The 19,084-nt window shown below is 42.7% G+C and carries 18 protein-coding genes; 13 read left to right on the top strand and 5 right to left on the bottom strand.

Going from position 1 to position 19,084, the window contains the following annotated elements; all coding sequences use genetic code 11:
• The first annotated feature begins 489 nt into the window (after positions 1-489).
• Positions 490-1,446, top strand: a complete 957-nt coding sequence (locus tag LIN78_RS12760; protein WP_227181228.1) for a helix-turn-helix domain-containing protein — start codon at positions 490-492, stop codon at positions 1,444-1,446.
• Positions 1,447-1,455: 9 nt separating this feature from the next.
• Here LIN78_RS12760 and LIN78_RS12765 read toward each other — a convergent pair whose 3' ends face one another.
• The 4 genes from LIN78_RS12765 to LIN78_RS12780 all read right to left on the bottom strand — a co-directional run bounded on the left by LIN78_RS12765 (position 1,456) and on the right by LIN78_RS12780 (position 5,638).
• Positions 1,456-1,884, bottom strand: coding sequence for a hypothetical protein (locus LIN78_RS12765; protein ID WP_227181229.1), 429 nt, complete (start codon positions 1,882-1,884; stop codon positions 1,456-1,458).
• Positions 1,877-3,247, bottom strand: a complete 1,371-nt coding sequence (locus LIN78_RS12770; RefSeq protein ID WP_227181230.1) for a phosphatase PAP2/dual specificity phosphatase family protein — start codon at positions 3,245-3,247, stop codon at positions 1,877-1,879. The genes LIN78_RS12765 and LIN78_RS12770 overlap by 8 nt, the downstream gene beginning before the upstream one ends.
• A gap of 3 nt (positions 3,248-3,250) precedes the next feature.
• Entirely contained in the window at positions 3,251-5,026 is a 1,776-nt protein-coding gene (locus LIN78_RS12775) for a bifunctional alpha/beta hydrolase/class I SAM-dependent methyltransferase (protein ID WP_227181231.1), read from the bottom strand.
• Positions 5,027-5,305: 279 nt separating this feature from the next.
• Positions 5,306-5,638: a hypothetical protein gene (locus LIN78_RS12780; RefSeq protein ID WP_227181232.1), complete on the bottom strand. Its 333-nt coding sequence runs from the start codon at positions 5,636-5,638 to the stop codon at positions 5,306-5,308.
• Positions 5,639-5,740: 102 nt separating this feature from the next.
• Between LIN78_RS12780 and LIN78_RS12785 the strand changes: the two genes are divergently transcribed.
• A complete protein-coding gene (locus LIN78_RS12785) occupies positions 5,741-6,958 on the top strand; it encodes a PQQ-dependent sugar dehydrogenase (protein ID WP_227181233.1) in 1,218 nt (405 codons plus the stop codon).
• A gap of 81 nt (positions 6,959-7,039) precedes the next feature.
• Here the strand turns inward: LIN78_RS12785 and LIN78_RS12790 are convergent, their stop codons facing one another.
• Complete coding sequence (locus tag LIN78_RS12790) at positions 7,040-7,240, bottom strand: Lar family restriction alleviation protein (RefSeq protein ID WP_227181234.1); 201 nt, start codon at positions 7,238-7,240, stop codon at positions 7,040-7,042.
• 266 nt (positions 7,241-7,506) lie between these two features.
• On the opposite strand from LIN78_RS12790, the gene LIN78_RS12795 reads away from it, so the two are divergent.
• The 11 genes from LIN78_RS12795 to LIN78_RS12840 all read left to right on the top strand — a co-directional run bounded on the left by LIN78_RS12795 (position 7,507) and on the right by LIN78_RS12840 (position 19,084).
• Positions 7,507-8,823 carry a hemolysin family protein gene (locus LIN78_RS12795; RefSeq protein ID WP_227181235.1) on the top strand — a complete coding sequence of 439 codons (1,317 nt, stop codon included), beginning with the start codon at positions 7,507-7,509 and terminating at the stop codon, positions 8,821-8,823.
• Between the two features lie 175 nt (positions 8,824-8,998).
• Entirely contained in the window at positions 8,999-9,805 is an 807-nt protein-coding gene (locus LIN78_RS12800) for a DODA-type extradiol aromatic ring-opening family dioxygenase (RefSeq protein ID WP_227181236.1), read from the top strand.
• Positions 9,806-9,965: 160 nt separating this feature from the next.
• Complete coding sequence (locus LIN78_RS18240) at positions 9,966-10,097, top strand: hypothetical protein (RefSeq protein WP_264474625.1); 132 nt, start codon at positions 9,966-9,968, stop codon at positions 10,095-10,097.
• Positions 10,098-10,152: 55 nt separating this feature from the next.
• Positions 10,153-10,431: a putative quinol monooxygenase gene (locus tag LIN78_RS12805; protein ID WP_227181237.1), complete on the top strand. Its 279-nt coding sequence runs from the start codon at positions 10,153-10,155 to the stop codon at positions 10,429-10,431.
• Between the two features lie 267 nt (positions 10,432-10,698).
• A complete protein-coding gene (locus LIN78_RS12810; protein WP_227181238.1) occupies positions 10,699-11,835 on the top strand; it encodes an MFS transporter in 1,137 nt (378 codons plus the stop codon).
• 198 nt (positions 11,836-12,033) lie between these two features.
• Positions 12,034-13,626, top strand: coding sequence for a GMC family oxidoreductase (locus LIN78_RS12815; RefSeq protein WP_227181239.1), 1,593 nt, complete (start codon positions 12,034-12,036; stop codon positions 13,624-13,626).
• A complete protein-coding gene (locus LIN78_RS12820; protein ID WP_227181240.1) occupies positions 13,623-14,498 on the top strand; it encodes a sugar phosphate isomerase/epimerase family protein in 876 nt (291 codons plus the stop codon). Before LIN78_RS12815 ends, LIN78_RS12820 begins: the two co-directional genes overlap by 4 nt.
• Positions 14,499-14,720: 222 nt before the next feature.
• Entirely contained in the window at positions 14,721-15,359 is a 639-nt protein-coding gene (locus tag LIN78_RS12825; RefSeq protein WP_227181241.1) for a ThuA domain-containing protein, read from the top strand.
• A 42-nt stretch (positions 15,360-15,401) separates the two neighbouring features.
• Entirely contained in the window at positions 15,402-17,204 is a 1,803-nt protein-coding gene (locus tag LIN78_RS12830) for a thiamine pyrophosphate-binding protein (protein ID WP_227181242.1), read from the top strand.
• 55 nt (positions 17,205-17,259) lie between these two features.
• On the top strand, positions 17,260-18,204 hold the full coding sequence (locus LIN78_RS12835; RefSeq protein ID WP_227181243.1) for a carbohydrate ABC transporter permease: 945 nt from the start codon (positions 17,260-17,262) through the stop codon (positions 18,202-18,204).
• Complete coding sequence (locus LIN78_RS12840; protein ID WP_227181244.1) at positions 18,182-19,084, top strand: carbohydrate ABC transporter permease; 903 nt, start codon at positions 18,182-18,184, stop codon at positions 19,082-19,084. Before LIN78_RS12835 ends, LIN78_RS12840 begins: the two co-directional genes overlap by 23 nt.

Consider the following 19,084-nt stretch of genomic DNA (forward strand, 5'->3'; position numbering starts at 1 on the left):
TCCGTTTACCGGTACGGGCAGATTGAGATTGGCCGTTAATCAGAAGGCCGTGTTCTTTTTGCAAGAAGGCGGTGACTTCGGGTAAGACCTGCACCATGTTTTCAGACATGTCCGTGACTCCTATTTTATTTTGATCTAGCAATAAAGCGCCTGTCGAAGCTAGGGGAAATCTGCAGCTAGTTCGTTTGGCTTTTTGACGAATCAGAATGTAAATGTTTATCCGGAGAGGGCTTATCCAAAATTGGCAAAGCAAAAAATTCTTGAAGATGCGAACAGAATAGTTTGTCGACTAAAGAGTCATATAGAGAAATGACTATCTAGATGTAGGTATTGCCTAGTGATAATGGTTGGAGTACATTTAATTATTAATAAGTTAATAAAGTGATTTTTAACAGCGAAATTTGCTGTGATTAATTGCGTCACATTCTTGTAAAAATCGAATAAACATCGCATGATGCACACACGGTTTTGACAGGGAAGGAGAGAGCCATGCAACTAACCGAATCTAGGCAATTTGATGATGCATTTGTACATGCACGTGCTGTGCCATCTTGGACGCAACATTATGATCAAATCACCGCCGGTAGATTTTTAGGCGCAATGGAAAGTGTAACAATTGGTGACCTCACCATCATTCGTGAGATGCTGAATCAGCGTGTCGTGCAATATGGTAGTGCGCCAGCAAAAATGCTAAATTTTTGCATTCCTGTCTCATTGCCGGGTAGTTGTTCGCTCCAAGGCGTGCCGGTAACTTTGAGCTCGGTGTTGCTGCTGACCGGAAATGAAGAGTTTACTTTTCATCTACCGCCGAATGTAGATTACATCCAAATCTCGGTTGGCTATGATGAGTTGGCGGTACTGGCGCCAAGACTAGCTGAGCAATTTTCCAAAACGAGATCACGCCATCCGGTTTTCCAAATCCCAGATAACCGACTAGAGCCTATTCGTAAAATTGCATTAGAAGCATTTAACGAAGCGGTACACAATCCCGATTTATTGGCTTTTGCAGGCACGCAAAAAATTATCCGCCACCAGTTTATTTCTATGCTCCTAGATGTGCTGAACGAGGTTACTCCCGGCGCAAGAATGAATATTACTTACGCTACACACTGTGACATTGTGAAAAGAAGCCAAGTCATTGTAACGGCAAGCCCAGAAGAACCTGTTTCCGTATTAGACTTGTGTAACAAACTAAAAGTAAGTCGTCGTACGCTACAAAATAGTTTTCAATTAATCACCAATACAACGCCGGTGGATTACTTACGTTCAATCCGCCTAAATGGGGTACGAAGAATGTTAAGTAGCGAGTCCCCAACCTGCAATACCGTCCGCGAGGCGGCTGGATTCTGGGGGTTTTATCATCTAGGTCATTTTTCTAGAGACTACAGTAAACTCTTTAATGAACTTCCTTCTGAGACGCGTAGTCGGTTTCGTCATGGGCACTGATCGTTGTGGCTACTTTGGATATAGAGCAATTAAAACAATCCAGATGATAGCCATCAGAGATTGTTTAAACAGAAGTCGATACACGCCATGCTGACGATTGTGCATGGTGCGATGTTCAGTGGCTTGGACGGGCGATGGAGTATTCTTTTTGCTTAGCCAGCGATCAAAAGAGAATACCCGATGACGCCAAGTTGCTTCGTTGTGTGCACTAGCAAACCAAGTAAAAATGAGAAAGTCAAAACCTGTACGCAGCGCAAAATACGAATATACGGTAAAGCAACTTACCCAAGCGATTCCCCATTGAATGTTCGTAAATATTGCTAGCCAAGTTTGAAGATGCATTAGGGCTAAGATCAATCCCCAGCTAAACCAAACGATAAAAATCCATCTAGCAGTCTGGCGTGCAACACTTTTTTCTTGTTGCCATTCGTCAATCATTCTTCACGCTTTCTTTGAAGCGCGTTAGGGCGACTATGCCACTTGGTGAAATGACAATACACGTCCTTCTTTGCTGGATCAAAGTAATAGCCTCTTCAACAGAGCTAGCCTTACCTGAATAAATTAACCAAGCAGCTAGCACTAACGCACTCCTAGAAAACCCAAGTGCACAACATACATAAATCTTAGGCGAATTTGGGGCTGCATATAGTTTATCTAGTGTTCTCACCGCTAGAGCTAATTGTTCTGTCGTTGGTGCTAACAAATCTAAAAATGCTATCGATATAAAATTACCCGCCCGTTTTTCCACTGAATAGGGAAAATCGCTTAATTCAGGACAAAGATCAAAACGAATAGCGTGAGAATTCTGGTGACGCCAATTTTGCCAAGCTTTTCTAGATAACCATCTGCCTAAATACACATTAGGTACGATTTCATGTGCTACTTCAATCTTCCTCGTCCAGAACGCCGCATTAAACTTCGCTGCAAGTTGATAAGGGAGTAGTAAGTAATAGGCAGCCACACTCTGACAGCCATCCATTTTTTGATACCAATCCGGTCTTCCCATCGCATAGCAAGCAGAAACCATGAGTAATGAGATGGAAATCCAGAGTAGTAATATGCCAAACCCTTCCATCCACCCCAGTAAAAGCAAAGAACCTAAGCACAGAATTGCCCCCAGAAAGTAGCCACTTGCTAATTTCCAACTATTTCTTACCACGGTTCTCTTTGCATTACTAAAGATCGGTGAATGATGCGCCAATGTTGTTGGCCAGCACCAAAGTGCAAATAAACCCACAAGTACACCAGTTGGTATATCTAAAAAGTGATGTTGGTAAGTTGTTAGAACCGAGATCGCGATCAGCACCATCCAGCAAGAAAAAACAGCCCAACTCCATCCACGCAAACGAGTTGCAAACTGACTCCAAATAATGACGAGTAAACTAATATGTAAAGAGGGTGCTTGGTTGTAAGGTAGATCAAACGCCATTAATTGTGCAAACCAAGCTCCCCAAGTACCTGTTACCTCTGGTTTTATCCAAAGGCAACGGAGCGGGAAAACAATAAAACAAACGACAGAAATGATTTGCGAAGTAAGTAACCTTAGTGCATAACGATCGACACTTTGTTTTTCTTTACAGGTTAAAAAAGCCAAGCCGTATAGCAGGTCAATGGACCAATAAGGAAGAATCATCCATGGTATAAATGGGATGTTACTTTCCCAAGAAAATTGAATGGAAGGAACCGTAGGCAAATTGGCCGCATAGTGGTTTGCCCAACCATAAGACCAAAAAAAGAATGGTGCGAGTATGGCTAACCAAACAATACTCCGAATAATCGGATGCTTTAGAACAGCGTGCATGCATTAATCCATGCTGCGTTGTGCCAAGCACACGGTAAATATACCCCATTCATCAATGCGTTCTTCTAGCTTGACAAAGCCTGCTTCACGTACCAAATCATCCATCTCTGCTTGAGTCCGTCTTCTCATTACCCAATCTTTCCCTTCTCGATGGCTAGTCAATGTTCTGGCGATCAACTCTAGTTGAGGGTGCCATGGCTGGTTGGTATAGACTAAATAACCACCTGCAGGAATGGCACTTGCCATTCCTCTCAAGGATTGTCGAATCAGTGTGTTTTCAGGAAATAGCTCATAGAGTCCTGACACGATACCAATGCTAGGTTTTGGGGTTGTATTGGCAATGCTTTTTTCATCAAACGCATTTGCCTGCAGAAAACTGGTATTGCTAGATAATTGTCTTGCTTCGATCAGTGCTTTTCCATCACGAACATTGATATCGCTATAGTCGCGTAATGTTATTTTTTCAAAAATGCGACCTTGCTGCTGTAGCGTTTTTACAGCATCCAACACATAGCGGCCGTGTCCAGCTGCAATATCGATAAGGCGAAGTGGCATACCTGCCGATTCACAGTGTTTGGTAGCAATTTGAAGTAATTCTTCAATATGAACTTTACGCTGACGGATACCTTTCCAGCCGATTGCATTTAAGTAGTGGCGATCAATTAAGCGTCCAATCAGGCTACGTCCATTGGCTTGATTACGATACACATAGTCGAGCGTACTGCCCGAATCAAATCCTGTTTTCCTGCCCAGTTGTAACCCAACTGATAATAGCGAGCCCAGTTTTATGTTTAACCTTCCCAAAGCCCAGTACAAGCCAGAAGGGCTCCAGCTAGATAACGGGGTACTGATTTTTTTCGACTCTTCAACACTGTGGCCTAATTGGTCGATCTGTTGAAAATTAGGATGTTCAAATGGAGTGCTGAAACAATCCAATATAAATTTCCTCATTGGATCAATCGCCAGATGCCGATCTTTTTCTCCTAGGGTATCGTGATAAAAACCAGATAATCGGACTAACGATTTCTTTGTACTGCTAAGCCGAATAAAAAATTCGATCTGCGGTTGTTGATGTACAACCCAATCCGACTCAGAAGTTAATAGAATGGTGGGGGTTACGATTGCATGCGCATCTGCAACAATACGATCAGCCGCTTCATATAGACCTAACAATACTGTCACTGAAATTGGACGACTAATTAAGGGGTCTGAGTCGTAGCTTTGCTGTCGGCTGATATCATGAGTTAAAAACTTAGATTTTACATAGCTATTAACAAAAAAATTCCCGCGTATTTTCTTTAATAAGCCAAGTCCTTGCCTTGCGAAAGGAACATATAGCTTTACCTTGAATGCTGGTGAGGCAAGCGCCATTCCTCGAATACGTGGAGCGTAATCATGCACCCATGTACTAATCAATACCGCCCCTACGCTTTGGGCTATGATAAATAGGGACTCTTCATTCCATCCATATTCATCGGAAAGGTGCCTGATAAATGTTTGAACATCCCGCACAGAAGTTGCAAAACTAGGGGAATCTCCCCTGGCTCCTGGCGATTGTCCATGTCCTCGGGCATCCCAGGCAAAAACATCAAAATCGGTTAACCCTAATTCAGAAGCAAGATGAGCCATTCTTCCTGAATGTTCATGGCCACGATGAAATAAAACGATTGCACCACGACGCTGTTCTTTAGGTAGCTCTGAAGGCCAATATCGATAAAATAACTTCACATTATCATGGGTAGAGAAGTGACAATGTTGTTCTGTAAGTGTTTGATGCATGCTGTTCGTCCGAATTGGGGAGGTTCACTAGCAAGTGTTACGTGTGAAGATTGGAATGTTTTGCTAGTCAGTTATGACATTGTTTTTGATTTTACTTGCAAATGTCATTTGTGAGAAGTTGCAAATAGCATGACATTCCATCAATGTCTAATTCGGAGAAATAGGGGAGAATATGCGAAAAGTAAGCAAACAGGATGAATGGGTGAAAATCCAACAAAAAAGCCAGTAACAAAATGTTAGCTGGCTTAGTTGGCAACTCTGCGTGCTAGATTAGCTTGTTTAACGAATCGACATCGCTTCACGATAGTGGGATTCATCAAATTCTAACAAACTATTATTATCAGCATCGATGCCGGTGAAATCTACCGTTACACGTACATAGCGTCCTAGACGACGCCAAATAGCAGATGAAATTCGTTTACCGAACAAACGCTCTGTTTCTAGTACCGACATCTCCATTTCTGCAGACGCAGTCAGGATGAACGCTCCCTGCCACGGTTTGCGGCTGAGCTGTTCAGGGCGGCGCCAGTACTGATTAATGGCATCGAGTGCACGATGACATTCTAGTTCGCTCAGTGGCGCAAGCGTAATCGTAATACGATAGGTTTTCATAATTTCAGTCTAGCATGTGTAATTATTGATACACTGTATTCTTTCATGCCATAGTAATAATGTAACATTTTTGCAACGATCAACCCAAAAGGTTTTCTCCTTATGATCAAGAAACTGATCCGTACGACTAGTTTGACCACGATTTTTATGGCAAGTGCCCATGTAATGGCTGCAGGGTATCCCACTTCAGGCACATGTGACGGTTTTCCTAAAATTAATGTCACTACGCCGGCAGGATTTTGTGTTGGCTTAGTCGCAGAAGGCTTCACCTTTCCCCGAGGCATCTTACCGCTAGCCAATGGAGAGGCTTTATTAGTAGATATGGGTGGTTGGCAAAATAACAAAGGAAGTATCTGGAAACTAAAGTTTTCTGGCGGTAAAACAGAAAAAACCAAATTGCTCGATAAAATTGATCGTCCCCACGGGGTGATTCAAGGGCCAGATGGAATGGCTTATGTAGGCTATGTTGGTGGTGTGTTTCGCTTTAACCCATTAGACAGTGCGCCTAAAAAAGAAGACTTAATCGGTGGCTCATCTGCTTTACCTGCACTTCCATCTACCGGACGTCACCCGTTGGTTAGCTTGCTGTTTAATAAAGAAGGTGACTTACTGGTTAACACCGGTAGCGAAAGTGATAATTGTGATAGCGCAGCTGGCCAAGCTATTTGTAAAGAAGCGGAAGGCAAAGAGGCGAGAGGCGTAGTTAGAAAATATAAGTTTGATAAACCTGGTGGCAAATTAGTCGAGTGGTCTGTTTTTGCGAGTGGTTTACGCAACTCTGTTGCACTTGCATTACATGCAAAATCTGGTCAGGTTTGGCAAGGTGAAAATAGCCGAGATGCCATTGGTCGAAAACTCAATCTACCGAACGATAACGACCTACCACATGATGAAATTAATCAATTAGTTGCAGGTACAAATTACGGTTGGCCATATTGCTATGATAATCAACTAGCTAGTCCAGAATTCCCTAAATATGACTGCAAAAAAACAACCGCTCCAGCCAAGTTACTACCAGGGCATGCAGCGCCTTTAGGCATGATTTTTTATACAGGTAAACAATTCCCTGCCGAATATGCCGGTAATTTAATTGTCGGTTTCCATGGTTACCGTGACAACGGGCATCGGTTAGTTAGCTTTAAAACCAACGACCAAGGGGCACCACAAGGTAACTTTAAAGTGCTGATTGATGGATGGGGTGCCAAAGGGGCGCAACCAATGGGCGCTCCAGTGGATGTGAGAATGGCGAGTGATGGAAGTTTGCTAATGACAGAAGATCGTAATGCAGACGTGTTGCGTATGGTGTATGTCGGAAAATAAGCTTACTTTGAAATGAAACAGGGCACTTCAACCGCATGAAGTGCCCTGTTTCTATAAAAAGCATGCTTCGTATGTGGATAATTACTTCATCTTATTCCATACGGTAATAGCATCTTTTTTATTCGCTTCTGGGCGGCTAATTGCCGTGCAATTACCATCCTTCCCATATTTTGCGCACTGAACCCACACACGGTTAGAACCCGCTTTACGGATAGCCCCTGGCTGACCACATTTAGGGCAAGGTTTAATGGCAGGTGTGCTTGTGCTGCTAGTTTCTGTCATCTTTGGCGATCAATATAAATTGTATGAATAGTATCGATTATATCGTTTGGTAAAAGAAAAAACGATTTTTCATGTGCGTCAATTTGCATTGTTGATTGTGGTTGGCGGTTGAAATACCATCGTAGCCCAACTAAAAATTGATGTTTTCATGAAAATTTCACCTAACAATACCTGACAAAAAAGAATTTACCGATGCGATTTTGCTGAATGTCCGTTAGAATGTGACCTCATTATTCTGAAAGGGGCTGAGCTTAACTGCTCACAATATGGGTAGTCATTTATTGCTAGTGTTGCTGGCATTTTTCTTAGTTGTTCTGAATGGTTTTTTTGTTGCTGCTGAATTTGGTCTGGTGAAACTCCGGGCAACCCGTGTAAAAGCGATTGCAAAGTCGCTAGGTTTACGCGGACGTATCTTGGCTAAAGTCCATGGCCACATGGATGCCTATTTATCTGCTTGCCAATTAGGTATTACGCTTGCGTCACTTGGCCTTGGTTGGGTGGGTGAGCCTGCATTTGCCGATCTACTTTCTCCCATCTTAAACGCGATTGGAATTTTCTCACCGCAAGTTGTACACGGCATTTCATTTTTCTTTGCTTTCTTTACGATTTCATTCCTTCACATTGTGGTGGGGGAGCTCGCACCAAAATCCATGGCTATTCGCATGTCAGAACGCGTGGCTATTTGGTGTGCTATTCCTTTGTATAGCTTCTACCATGTTATGTACCCCGCTATCTGGGTGCTAAACGCTAGCTCTAATAAAGTGCTGCGTTGGATTGGTCTGGCCGATGGACATAATAGCCATGATGCGCATTACTCTTCTGAAGAGTTAAAAGTGATTCTTCGCACGGGTAATAATGCAGATAACTTTACTCAGTCCGATTGGAAAATTCTCGCGCACTCATTAGATGTGGGCGACTTGGAGGTTTCTGATTTGATGAGACCTTTTAGTGAAGTGATTGCGCTAAAGGAGGAAAACTCCTTAGCGGACAATCTAGAAATTATCAGTCTTCACCGTTTTAGTCGTTATCCCTTTATTGATGAAGAAGGGAAAGTGCTCGGCGTTGTGCACTTAAAAAATCTATTCTTAGCGTTGCAACGTGATCCAAACGAAGTTGATTGGCGCAAAATTATGCAGCCGGTGGTGTATGTGCAGCCAGATGAAGCGGTAATGGATTTATTTAGACGCTTTAAAACCGGTGGCCCTCATTTTGCCGTGGTGGCGTATAAGCCAGAAGATCCATTGGGTTTTATCACCCTAGACAATGTGCTAGGTGCCATGGTGGGGGAAATAAGAGATGAATTCCGCCAACATCATCATGATTGGTCGTTACTAGATGATGGCACCATGATTGGTAAAGGTAGCTTGCCAGTATTCTCTCTAGAGCGCGCACTTGGAATCGAAATTGAACAAGAAGATGCCGATTCTGTTGGCGGCTTGGTGATGTGGCGTTTAGGTGAAATCCCGAAAGAGGGGGATCGCGTTGCGTTTGATCAGTTCGATATCGTGATTAAAAAAATGAATGGCCCGAGAATTGTCTTGTTACGGGTATATCCGCATCCTAAAGAAATATCTGAAGATTAATCACCATTTTTACACATCTCTAGAAACCGGCTTTGGAACTTCCAAGCCGGTTTTTTTGTCCCAATTTTATCTATTCAAAATTTCTGCATAGCTTGTTCGCTTTTTTCCGAAATGCGTGCCGTTAGTGCGTGCTAGCATTTTGGTTAATATAAAAGCCCGAACAAAAGGAAGTCTTGTGAAGAAGTTGCCTACTTATTACATTTCTCATGGTGGTGGTCCTTGGCCATACATGCCGGATTTTCGTGCACAAATGAAAGTGCTTGAAGAATCATTAGTGGCAATGGTGAATGAACTAGGTGAGAAACCTAAAGCAGTATTGATGATTTCTGGGCATTGGGAAGAAACTGCTTATACGGTAATGGGTAATCCTGTGCCGCCAATGGTTTACGATTATTACGGATTTCCTCCGCATACGTATCAAGTAAAGTACCCTGCGCCGGGCGATCCTGCTTTGGCAGAAAGAGTGAAATCACTAATTGAAGCAGCAGGCTTGCCTGCAGCAATCGATCCAGAGCGTGGCTTTGATCACGGTACGTTTGCACCACTTGTCGTGATGTACCCTGAGGCAGATGTTCCTGTTGTGCAACTTTCTATGCGCACGCACTATGATCCGCTAGAGCATGTAAAGCTAGGCCGTGCATTAGCACCGTTAAGAGAAGAGGGTATCTTAATTGTGGGTAGTGGGCTGAGTTACCACAACCTGCGCCAATTTGGCGCGGCTGGTAAAGTGCCTTCAGAGCAATTTGATGCTTGGCTACAAACCGCCTTAGCAATTGAATCGCAAGAAGAGAGAACGGCGACTGTGTGCGATTGGACAAAAGCACCGTCTGCCAGAATTGCCCATCCACGCGAAGATCATTTGATTCCGCTGATGACTGCTTTAGGTGCTGCGGAGTCTGAAAAAGCCTATTGCGTGTATCACGAAAAAAATATTTTTGGTGGTGTGACTGCGTCTAGCTTCCGTTTTGGCGAACTTACATAAGTGGTCAAATAGACTTTTTTAGCGATCGTACATCCGCCCTAGTTTAAACGCAGTGCGGATCAAAGATTTCACTTTATTCATTGTTATACACCCCATTTTAAGCATCCCTTAAGCATCCGTCGTTAAGCTGTTATCACGTTGTTCAACTAAGGAGGCTGTTATGAAACCAGTTACAAAAAGGTCAGAAGAAGCCCGTAAGTTTTATCTGAAAGCGTTGGCAATTGTTCTTTCATCGGCTGGTGGTGCATTTATCTTGGCAACTTCTGTCATGGGCATTCCGCATTTCTTTTGATCATCCGTAAAATTGTACATGCTATGTCATCTTCATTCACCAAAGGGGCATTGGTATGTACAAGTTTTTAATTACGATCCAGCTTCAACCGGACACTAGAGATAAGATTTTGGCTGCAGCAGCGCCTGTGCAAGCGCAAACAAGACAAGAGGCCGGTTGTATTGCATATGACTTTTTTACGTGTACAGATGATCCTGATAGATTGGTGTTTATCGAATGTTTTGAATCAAAAGCAGCGCATGAATGGCATTGCGAGCAAGATTACACGAAGACCTTTATTGCTTTTCATGAGCAATTTCATCTGTCTCTCACCTTTGAAGTGATTCTAATGTAATTCAAGAAGGATTTAGATCTTCATCATTCAGCAGATATTTACATTGTTACGATGTTTTTTCATGATAAAAATAAGCAATTTAACTTTCTAACTGGATTAAATTATATTAGACCATCGTAGATAAATGAATTAATTATTACCGTTTTAATTTCACTATTTAACAATCAATGCATCACAGTGCATTAAAATAAATATAAGTTGCGAAATTGCTTTTTCATTTGGAATTGACTAGTGTGGACACTATTTAAATTTATAGTCTCCTAACTAATGATTTCTATACAAATAGTAAAAGCTAAACTAGCTACCAGATTGGTATTTTTTACAGCAGGCTTTGCATTGTCTTGCTGGGCACCTTTAGTCCCTTTTATTAAGTCTCATCTAAACGCCACAAATGATGTATTAGGTGCAAGTTTATTAGCAATGGGCATTGGAGCCATTTTGGTGATGCCTCTCATCGGGGCGCTTTGTTCTAAGATCAATTGCAAATACCCTATCATGGTATCTTCAATCATGATGGCATTGACGCTTCCTATGCTGCCGATTGTCACTACGCCAAGCATGCTAGCACTCGTCTTATTTATTTTTGGCGCGTCATTAGGAACAATGGATGTCGCCATGAATATCCATTCTGTTCAAGTAGAGCATAAAAGCAATGAAAAACTACTTTCTGGTTTTCATGCAATGGCGAGTGTAGGCGGTATAGCAGGTGCTGGCACAATGACCTTGTTAACAGCGTTGGATGTGTCCCCATTTGTTAGTTGCCTCATCTGTGCAATGCTGATGTTAATTGTCACTCTATTGGCGTATCCCAAACTATTTAAAGATAAGCCTGATCAGACTGCAGAATTATTTGCTGTACCGAAAGGTCCCGTATTAATCCTCTCCCTGATGTGTGCCGTGTGCTTTTTTGCCGAAGGTGCCATTTTGGATTGGTCGGCGGTCTTAATTTCGGAAGGGGGTATCGTTGCAAGTAAATATGCCGGATTTGGCTTTGTTCTATTTAGCATTGCGATGACAACTGGCAGATTGGTTGGAGATCGTCTAAGCCATGTTTATGGAGAGAAAAAACTGTTGCTATCAAGTAGCGTAGTAGCCATTGCAGGGTTTGTGTTGATTTTGACCGTCAACTCCATTTCGTTAAATGCATTAGGGTTTTTACTCATCGGATTCGGTGCTTCTAATATTGTACCTATTTTATTTAGACGCACAGCGAACCAAACGGTCATGCCAACGGGGGCTGCGATTGCAGCATTAACGACAGCTGGATATGGTGGCACATTAATGAGCCCTGCTATCGTTGGTTTACTTTCTGCTTGGTTGGGTTTAGTAGGCGCATTTTGGCTCTTGGTTGGCTTATTTTTGATTATTCCTCTACTTACTTTAACCAAGCTTAAATTCAAGTAGTCCCACAACTTACTTTTCATTTTAGCCGTTCACTCTATCAGTGCGTCAGATTGCGTCTGGCTTTCTGGTGGCTGCGAAATTGATCCCACTTTCTGATAAATGTAACGTTGATTAGTACTAATGCGTGCATTGAATAACAACAGAAAAAATAGTCTGCCTTTCAGCAGATTATTTGACGAAGTGAAAAGTAGGATGAATATGGTTGATTACATTGTGGTTGGTGGTGGTTCTACGGGATGTGTCATTGCCTCGCGATTAAGTGAGGATGCAGCTACTTCCGTATTGTTGTTGGAAGAAGGTCCTAGTGATTGGAATCCGTATATCCATATACCTGGTACTTACTATAAAACAGCGCAAGGTAGTTTATTAAAGCGGTATGAATGGCAAGGCGCTGACGGTAATAGTCATGGCCGCACCATGGTGCAAGCCAGTGTGCTTGGAGGTGGTAGCTCTGTGAATGCCATGATCTATATTCGTGGCGTGCCTGAAGACTATGATGGGTGGGAAGCCTCTGGTGCAAATGGCTGGGGCTACAAAGATGTGCTGCCATACTTTAAAAAGGCAGAAGATAACGAGCGCTTTAGTAATAATGAACACGCGACAGGCGGACCTTTAGGCGTTTCAGACATTAAATATATTCATCCATTGACCAAAGTATGGCTAAAAGCTTGTCAACAATATGGAATGAAATATAACCCTGATTTTAACTCTGGGGATCCTGAAGGTTGTGGCCTATATCAAATTACGGCAAAAAATGGCAGAAGAAGTAGTGCCGCCGTTGCCTATATTCACCCTGCGAAACGCCGAAATAATCTCGAAATTAGAACAAAATGTAAAGTTGCCCGAATCCTTATTGAAGAAGGTCGAGCTGTTGGCGTTGAAGTGATTAAAGGTAATCAAACCGAAGTCATTCGTGCAAATAAAGAAGTGATTCTCTCCGCTGGGGCAATTAACTCTCCTAAGCTATTGATGCTATCCGGTGTTGGTGATCAGGAAGAATTGCGTGCGCATGGTATTGCTGTCAAACAGCATTTACCAGGGGTTGGTAAGAATCTTCAAGATCATATTGAAATTTCATTAATTTACGAACTAACCGGCCCACATAGTTACGATAAGTATAAGAAATTGCACTGGAAGGCGATGGCTGGGCTTGAATATGTGTTGTTTAAAAATGGTCCTGCTGTTTCAAATTTAATTGAAGGCGGTGCATTTTGGTGGGGAGATAAACAAGCCAAAACACCGGATATTCAATACTTTATGGTGGTAGGGGCTGGCGTTGAAGAGGGAGTTGACGCAGTACCTGGTGGGAATGGTTGCACAATAAATCTTGGGCAGATCCGACCAAAATCGAGAGGTACGGTTAAGCTTCGTAGCAATAACCCGTTAGATAACCCAGTAATTAATCCAAATTACTTCTCTGATCCATATGATCTGGATTGTTTGGCAGAAGGGTGTTTGGTTGGTCAAGAAATTATGGAGCAGTCTGTATTTGCAAAATATATTGCAAAGCGTCATGTGCCAAGTGCCACTACTCGGACTAAAGAAGAATTGCGAGAGTTTTGTAAGAATGAAGCACATGCGGCACTGCATCCTTCAGGTACTTGCAAGATGGGGGCCGATGAGGCTTCGGTAGTCGATGCTCAATTAAAAGTAAAAGGGATTAAAGGGCTGAGAGTCGCAGATGCGTCAATTATGCCAACGCTAATTTCTGGTAATCCAAATGCTGTCTGCATCATGATTGGTGAGAAAGCTGCGGATATGATTAAACAATCTGCTAAGGGTGCAGAATGAAACCTAATTCAATTATTTTACACTCCACAGCAACCAAATACTTAAGTATTGAAGAAGATCTAAAGATTGCGACCGAATTGGGATTTGATGGCATAGAGACTTCTAAATTTAAAGTGCAATCCTATCTTGAGACAGGCAAAACAAAGGTAGATCTATCTGCATTATTAAAAAATTATTATGTGCCGGGTTTTGGTTTTCTCATTGATATTGAACGACATGGTGCTGATAGTGTTAGTTTATTTAATGAAGCAGAAAGCTTATTTGAGACCGCTCATTTGATTGGTGCAGGTGGGGTTCAGATTCTAACAGGTCCAGTGGATGTGAATGCGGTGCTTGAGTTTAAGCAGTTTGGAAAGTCTGAGCGATATACAGGCGTGCTGGGTTTAAGCAAAGAAGAGCAACATAAGATCACTGCTGCAAATATGCGTAAGCTGGCAGATATGGCATCAGACTATGGTTTGATATTGTATCTTGAGACCCTGTCTTGGGCGCCTGTCAGCGGTATTTCGCAATCTGTCGCGCTGATCAATCAAGCGGAGCGGGACAATTTAAAAATCGTGATCGACTACTGGCATTGTTATACGTCTGGTGTGACGCCTGAAGAGGTTTCAAAACTAGACAAAAATTTAATTTATGGTGTGCATGTCTGTGATTCTTTGCCATATGGTGGAGAAGTTCCTAATGAAGAAGTACTTAGAGATATCCCAACCGGTGAAGGAGTCTTAGACTTAAAAGAGTGGACTGACGCAGTGAAATCTACAGGCTATAACGGTTGGTGGAGTTGCGAATTATTTTGCAAGAAACAGCAAGAAGAAGATGGCAGAACAGTGGCTCAGTCTTTGAAAACGACGCTAGAAAACCTGATTATCTAAAGCAAGTTTCCACCTCGCTTCACCAATGAAAAAACCGAGCATTAGGCTCGGTTTTTTCATTGGTGAAGCGCAATTCACTTTTACGTTACTAGAACATCACGCTTTTATGAAATGTGCGTCAGTGTGCGCACAAAAAACAGATCCTGCGAAATTGTGACGAGTTGCCTCAAATCAGATACTTCATTCACACAAACACATTTCAATTGGTGAGTTGGAGGGACGATGAAAAAAGTATTGATGTTATCTGGCGGATGGCCGGGGCACTACCCAGAGGCGATCGCCGATTTTGCTGAAGAGCATTTGCTTCAAGGATTTGAAGTAACTCGCTCAACCAATCTATCTGATCTGCTGACGCTGAATCTGCGTGAATTTGACCTAATTATTCCTAACTGGACACAAGGTAAGCTGGAAAAAGCGGAAGAGGCGGCATTGGTTTCTGCCGTTGAGCAAGGCGTGGGTCTAGTTGGTTGGCACGGTACTGCTGATGCGCTGAATGATAACCACATGTTCCATTACGTGCTAGGTGGTCAATTTATTTGTCACCCAGGTGATTTTGTTCCTTATGAAGTGACCTTCACCAATCCAGATGAAGAAATTACACAAGGCTTGAACACATTCAAAGTGTATTCAGAGCAGTACTACATGCATGTAGATCCTGCAAACGAAGTAATCGCAACGACCAAGTTCACCGGCAATGTTTTCCCATGGATTGACGGAGTGGAAATGCCGCAAGCGTGGAAACGCCGCTGGGGTAAAGGCAAGGTGTTCTACCAAGCCATCGGCCACACAGTAACAGAGTTTTCTATTCCAGAAGTAATGGAAATGACTCGCCGTGGCATTCAGTGGGCAGTTAGAGACTAATCCTCTGAAGTTATTCAATAAATAAATCGATTGGAGATAACAGTGAAACTTACCGGTGGGCAAATTATTGCCAAAGCACTAAAACAATACGGCGTGCAATACGTTGCAGGTATTCCTGGTCATGGCTGTTGGGCGATGACTGATGCATTTCTAGAGCCTGGCTCAGAATTGCCATTTATTCAAGTAATGCACGAGCAAAGTGCCGTGCATATGGCCGATGGTTTCTACCGTGCCTCAGGCAAGCCAATGGCAGCGGTGACCTCAATTGGTGCTGGTGCATCAAATACGATTTTGGGTTTGGCAACCGCCTACGCAGATTCTACTGCAACTATTTTGTTGACCGGCGCGCCAGCAACGCACATGGCTGGCCATGGTGTGATGCAAGAGCTAGACCGTTTTCAGTCGAATGACTTTCCTCGCGTAGTTGAAGGTGTTACCAAGCGTCACTGGCAAGCTAAACGTGTAGATGAAATCCCATTCTTAATGCACCGCGCATTTAATACGATGCTAACAGGCCGCCCAGGCCCTGTGCATATTGAATTTCCAATGGATTTACAGGCAGAAACAGCCGATGTAGAAATTCACTCGCTAAGCGAGCGTATGGCTGCAGGTCGTATGCGTGCAGATCCGGTTGTGATTGAAAAAGCTGTCAAATTGCTGCTGTCTGCTGAGCGCCCGGTAATTGTTGCTGGCGGTGGTGCAATTACTTCGGAAGCCTCTCCAGAGCTAGTGGCACTGGCTGAAAAAATCGGTGCTGCAGTGGTAACAACCTGGAATGGTAAAGGTGCAATTCCAGAAGATCACTTCTTGAACGCTTGGTCTGTTGGTCAAACTGGTACTACATGTGGTAACGCAATTGCGACTAAAGCGGATGTGGTGCTGTCAGTTGGTTGTCGTTTCACTGACTGGTCTGCTTCTAGCTACCGCAAAGATTGCAGCTTCTCTTTCCCTCCTGCAAAACTGATTCACATTGATATCGATTTCCAAGAAATTGGTAAGAACTATCCAACAGAAGTTGGTGTGGTTGCTGATGCGAAGAGTGCATTGACAGATATGCTAGCAGCCATTTCTGCTGAAGACTCCAAAGCCGTGCTAGCCAAACGCGATGCTTACTTCAGTGATTTGCAAAAGCTAAAAGATGAATGGGAAATGCTATTGGCTCGCCGCCGTGATAGCGATGCCACACCATTTACTTCACAACGCCCATTGGGTGAATTACGTAAGTTAATGGATCGTGATGGCATTGTTGTGGTGGGTTCGGGTAATACGCAAGGTGCCGTCAAACAAACCTTCCCTGTGTATATGCCTAGAACGCATTTAACATCCGGAAGCTTCTCTTCTATGGGCTGGGCGGTTCCTGCAGCAATTGGTGCAAAACTAGCTATGCCACAACGCCAAGTGGTTTGTATTGTTGGTGATGGTGACTTTATGCAGTCATTCCAAGAAATGGCTGTTTGTGTCATGCACAACATTCCTGTCGTGTTCTTGGTGCAAAACAACTCTGGCTATATGTCTATCCGTGGTGGTCAACGCAAGATCATGGGGCGTCATGTGGGTAGTGAGTTCAATACACCAGATGGCAAGCCTTACTCTCCAGACTTTACTCAAATTGCTCGTAGCTTTGGTTTGGAAGCTTGGAAAGTCGAACATGCTTCTCAGCTGAACCCTGCGCTAAAAGCCGCACTTGCATGCAATGGCCCATCACTAGTGGAAGTGATTACATCCCGTGACGCAGCTGGCCCTTACACACCTGGCTGGTGGGATTTCCCAGTACCTGCTTACGTAGATATCGAAGAAAACCATCGTGAGTATCAAGAAGGTCGTGATCTAGAGCAGCACATGTAAGTAGACAAAAAAGGGGGGGCTTTGTCCCTCCTTTTTAAAAAAGGTAGGAGGAGAGATGCGAGAAGTTCTAAAAGCAAATCAATCAGTTAATCAGCAAGCCACGCTAAAAAGAGCAAAATCAAAACGCGTATTTAGCAATAACTTTTTTGCTGCATTGACTGTATCACCATCCATTTTGGTGTTGCTAGTAGCTGTTTATGTATTTATTGGTTGGTCTGTGTTGATTTCATTTACGGGGTCTCAATACTTTCCAGTTTATGAGTTTGTTGGCTTTGAGCAGTACGTCAAATTGTGGGCCTCTGAAAGATGGATGGTCTCTGTCAATAACCTATTTACGTTCTCTATTTTCTTTGTCGTAGTGACGATGGCTCTCGGGTTATTAATGGCAATTTTGCTGGATCAAAAAATCCGTGCAGAAGGTGCTATTAGGATGATTTTCCTTTATCCAATGGCCGTTTCGCTAATCGTGACGGGTGTTGCATGGAAGTGGATATTAAACCCAGATACTGGATTAGATCGATTATTTAATTCAATTGGTCTAAATATTCATGTGGATTGGTTAGTGAATCCCGAAATGTCTATTTATGCGGTGATTGTTGCTGCGATTTGGCAAACCGCTGGTTTTGTTATGGCAATTTTCCTTGCAGGTCTCAGAAGTGTTGATAATGAAATTATCAAGGCCGCTAGAATGGAAGGCGCTGGTTATACCCGTATCTATCTAGAAATTATATTGCCTGTACTTCGTCCTGCATTTTTCACTGTGATTATTATTTTGGTGTATCAAGCAATTCGTTCATTTGATTTGGTCATTGCATTAACAAACGGTGGACCAGGGTATTCAAGTGATTTGCCAACGACATTTATGTACAAAATGACATTTAGTCGTGGTGAATTAGCGCAAGGGGAAGCAAGTGCAGTAATGATTCTACTTACTGTGATTGCCATTATTGTTCCATATCTTTATTCGGAAATGAGAAATGAGCGCCGTAATTCAAAATAAACAAATGAAGAGCCGTTCATCAAAGAAGTTTGAGAAAAAAGTTGGAAGATTTGCGCTTTACTTTGTATTAGCCATTTTTGTTCTTTTTTTCCTCATGCCTCTTGTTGTGATGCTAATCGCCTCTTTGAAAGATCTTGATGAAGTAAGAAACACATCGATCTTCGCTTGGTCATTAAATCCAACATTACAACCATGGAAGGATGCTTGGGATTCTGCTTGTGTGGGCATTGATTGTGTGGGGTTAAAAGGTTTTTACCATACGACATTAATTATGGTTATTCCTGCGGTACTCATTTCTACACTCATCGGTGCATTTAATGGCTATGCATTAACCAAGTTTAATTTCAAAGGATCAAAATTAGTTTACTCAATCATCCTTTTTGGCAGCTTTGTACCATATCAGGCGGTTGTGATTCCTATTGCGAAATCAATCGGATGGTTAGGGCTGGCGGATAGCTTATATGGTCTGGTTTTGGTGCATGTGGTTTATGGTATTCCTTTTACCACTATGTTTTTTAGAAACTACTTTATTTCAGTTCCACAAGAATTAATTAAAGCAGCGCAAGTAGATGGTGCTGGATTTAATCGTATTTTCTTCGAAATTGTATTGCCTTTATCAGTGCCAATGATTGTTGTAACAATTATTTTCCAGTTCACCGGTATTTGGAATGACTTCTTGTTTGGTGTTTCATTCACAAGTGGCAGTAATACACCAATTATGGTGGCACTAAATAATATGGTTAGTACTAGTACTGGTGAGAAGCCATATAACACCAATATGGCAGCGGCAATATTGGCGGCCTTACCAACATTAGTCGTTTATTTTCTTGCCGGGAAATATTTTGTTCGAGGCCTAATGGCTGGCGCAGTGAAAGGTTAA

The sequence above is a fragment of the Leeia speluncae genome (genome assembly GCF_020564625.1).
GTDB classification, from domain to species: Bacteria; Pseudomonadota; Gammaproteobacteria; order Burkholderiales; family Leeiaceae; genus Leeia; species Leeia speluncae.

Coding starts and splice junctions, on each gene's coding strand:
- LIN78_RS12795 (WP_227181235.1), top strand. CDS start 7,507: ATGGGTAGTCATTTATTGCTAGTGTTGCTGGCATTTTTCTTAGTTGTT.
- LIN78_RS12780 (WP_227181232.1), bottom strand. CDS start 5,638: ATGAAAACCTATCGTATTACGATTACGCTTGCGCCACTGAGCGAACTA.
- LIN78_RS12770 (WP_227181230.1), bottom strand. CDS start 3,247: ATGCACGCTGTTCTAAAGCATCCGATTATTCGGAGTATTGTTTGGTTA.
- LIN78_RS12760 (WP_227181228.1), top strand. CDS start 490: ATGCAACTAACCGAATCTAGGCAATTTGATGATGCATTTGTACATGCA.
- LIN78_RS12825 (WP_227181241.1), top strand. CDS start 14,721: ATGAAAAAAGTATTGATGTTATCTGGCGGATGGCCGGGGCACTACCCA.
- LIN78_RS12805 (WP_227181237.1), top strand. CDS start 10,153: ATGTACAAGTTTTTAATTACGATCCAGCTTCAACCGGACACTAGAGAT.
- LIN78_RS12810 (WP_227181238.1), top strand. CDS start 10,699: ATGATTTCTATACAAATAGTAAAAGCTAAACTAGCTACCAGATTGGTA.
- LIN78_RS12820 (WP_227181240.1), top strand. CDS start 13,623: ATGAAACCTAATTCAATTATTTTACACTCCACAGCAACCAAATACTTA.
- LIN78_RS18240 (WP_264474625.1), top strand. CDS start 9,966: ATGAAACCAGTTACAAAAAGGTCAGAAGAAGCCCGTAAGTTTTATCTG.
- LIN78_RS12790 (WP_227181234.1), bottom strand. CDS start 7,240: ATGACAGAAACTAGCAGCACAAGCACACCTGCCATTAAACCTTGCCCT.
- LIN78_RS12840 (WP_227181244.1), top strand. CDS start 18,182: ATGAGCGCCGTAATTCAAAATAAACAAATGAAGAGCCGTTCATCAAAG.
- LIN78_RS12775 (WP_227181231.1), bottom strand. CDS start 5,026: ATGCATCAAACACTTACAGAACAACATTGTCACTTCTCTACCCATGAT.
- LIN78_RS12785 (WP_227181233.1), top strand. CDS start 5,741: ATGATCAAGAAACTGATCCGTACGACTAGTTTGACCACGATTTTTATG.
- LIN78_RS12815 (WP_227181239.1), top strand. CDS start 12,034: ATGGTTGATTACATTGTGGTTGGTGGTGGTTCTACGGGATGTGTCATT.
- LIN78_RS12835 (WP_227181243.1), top strand. CDS start 17,260: ATGCGAGAAGTTCTAAAAGCAAATCAATCAGTTAATCAGCAAGCCACG.
- LIN78_RS12765 (WP_227181229.1), bottom strand. CDS start 1,884: ATGATTGACGAATGGCAACAAGAAAAAAGTGTTGCACGCCAGACTGCT.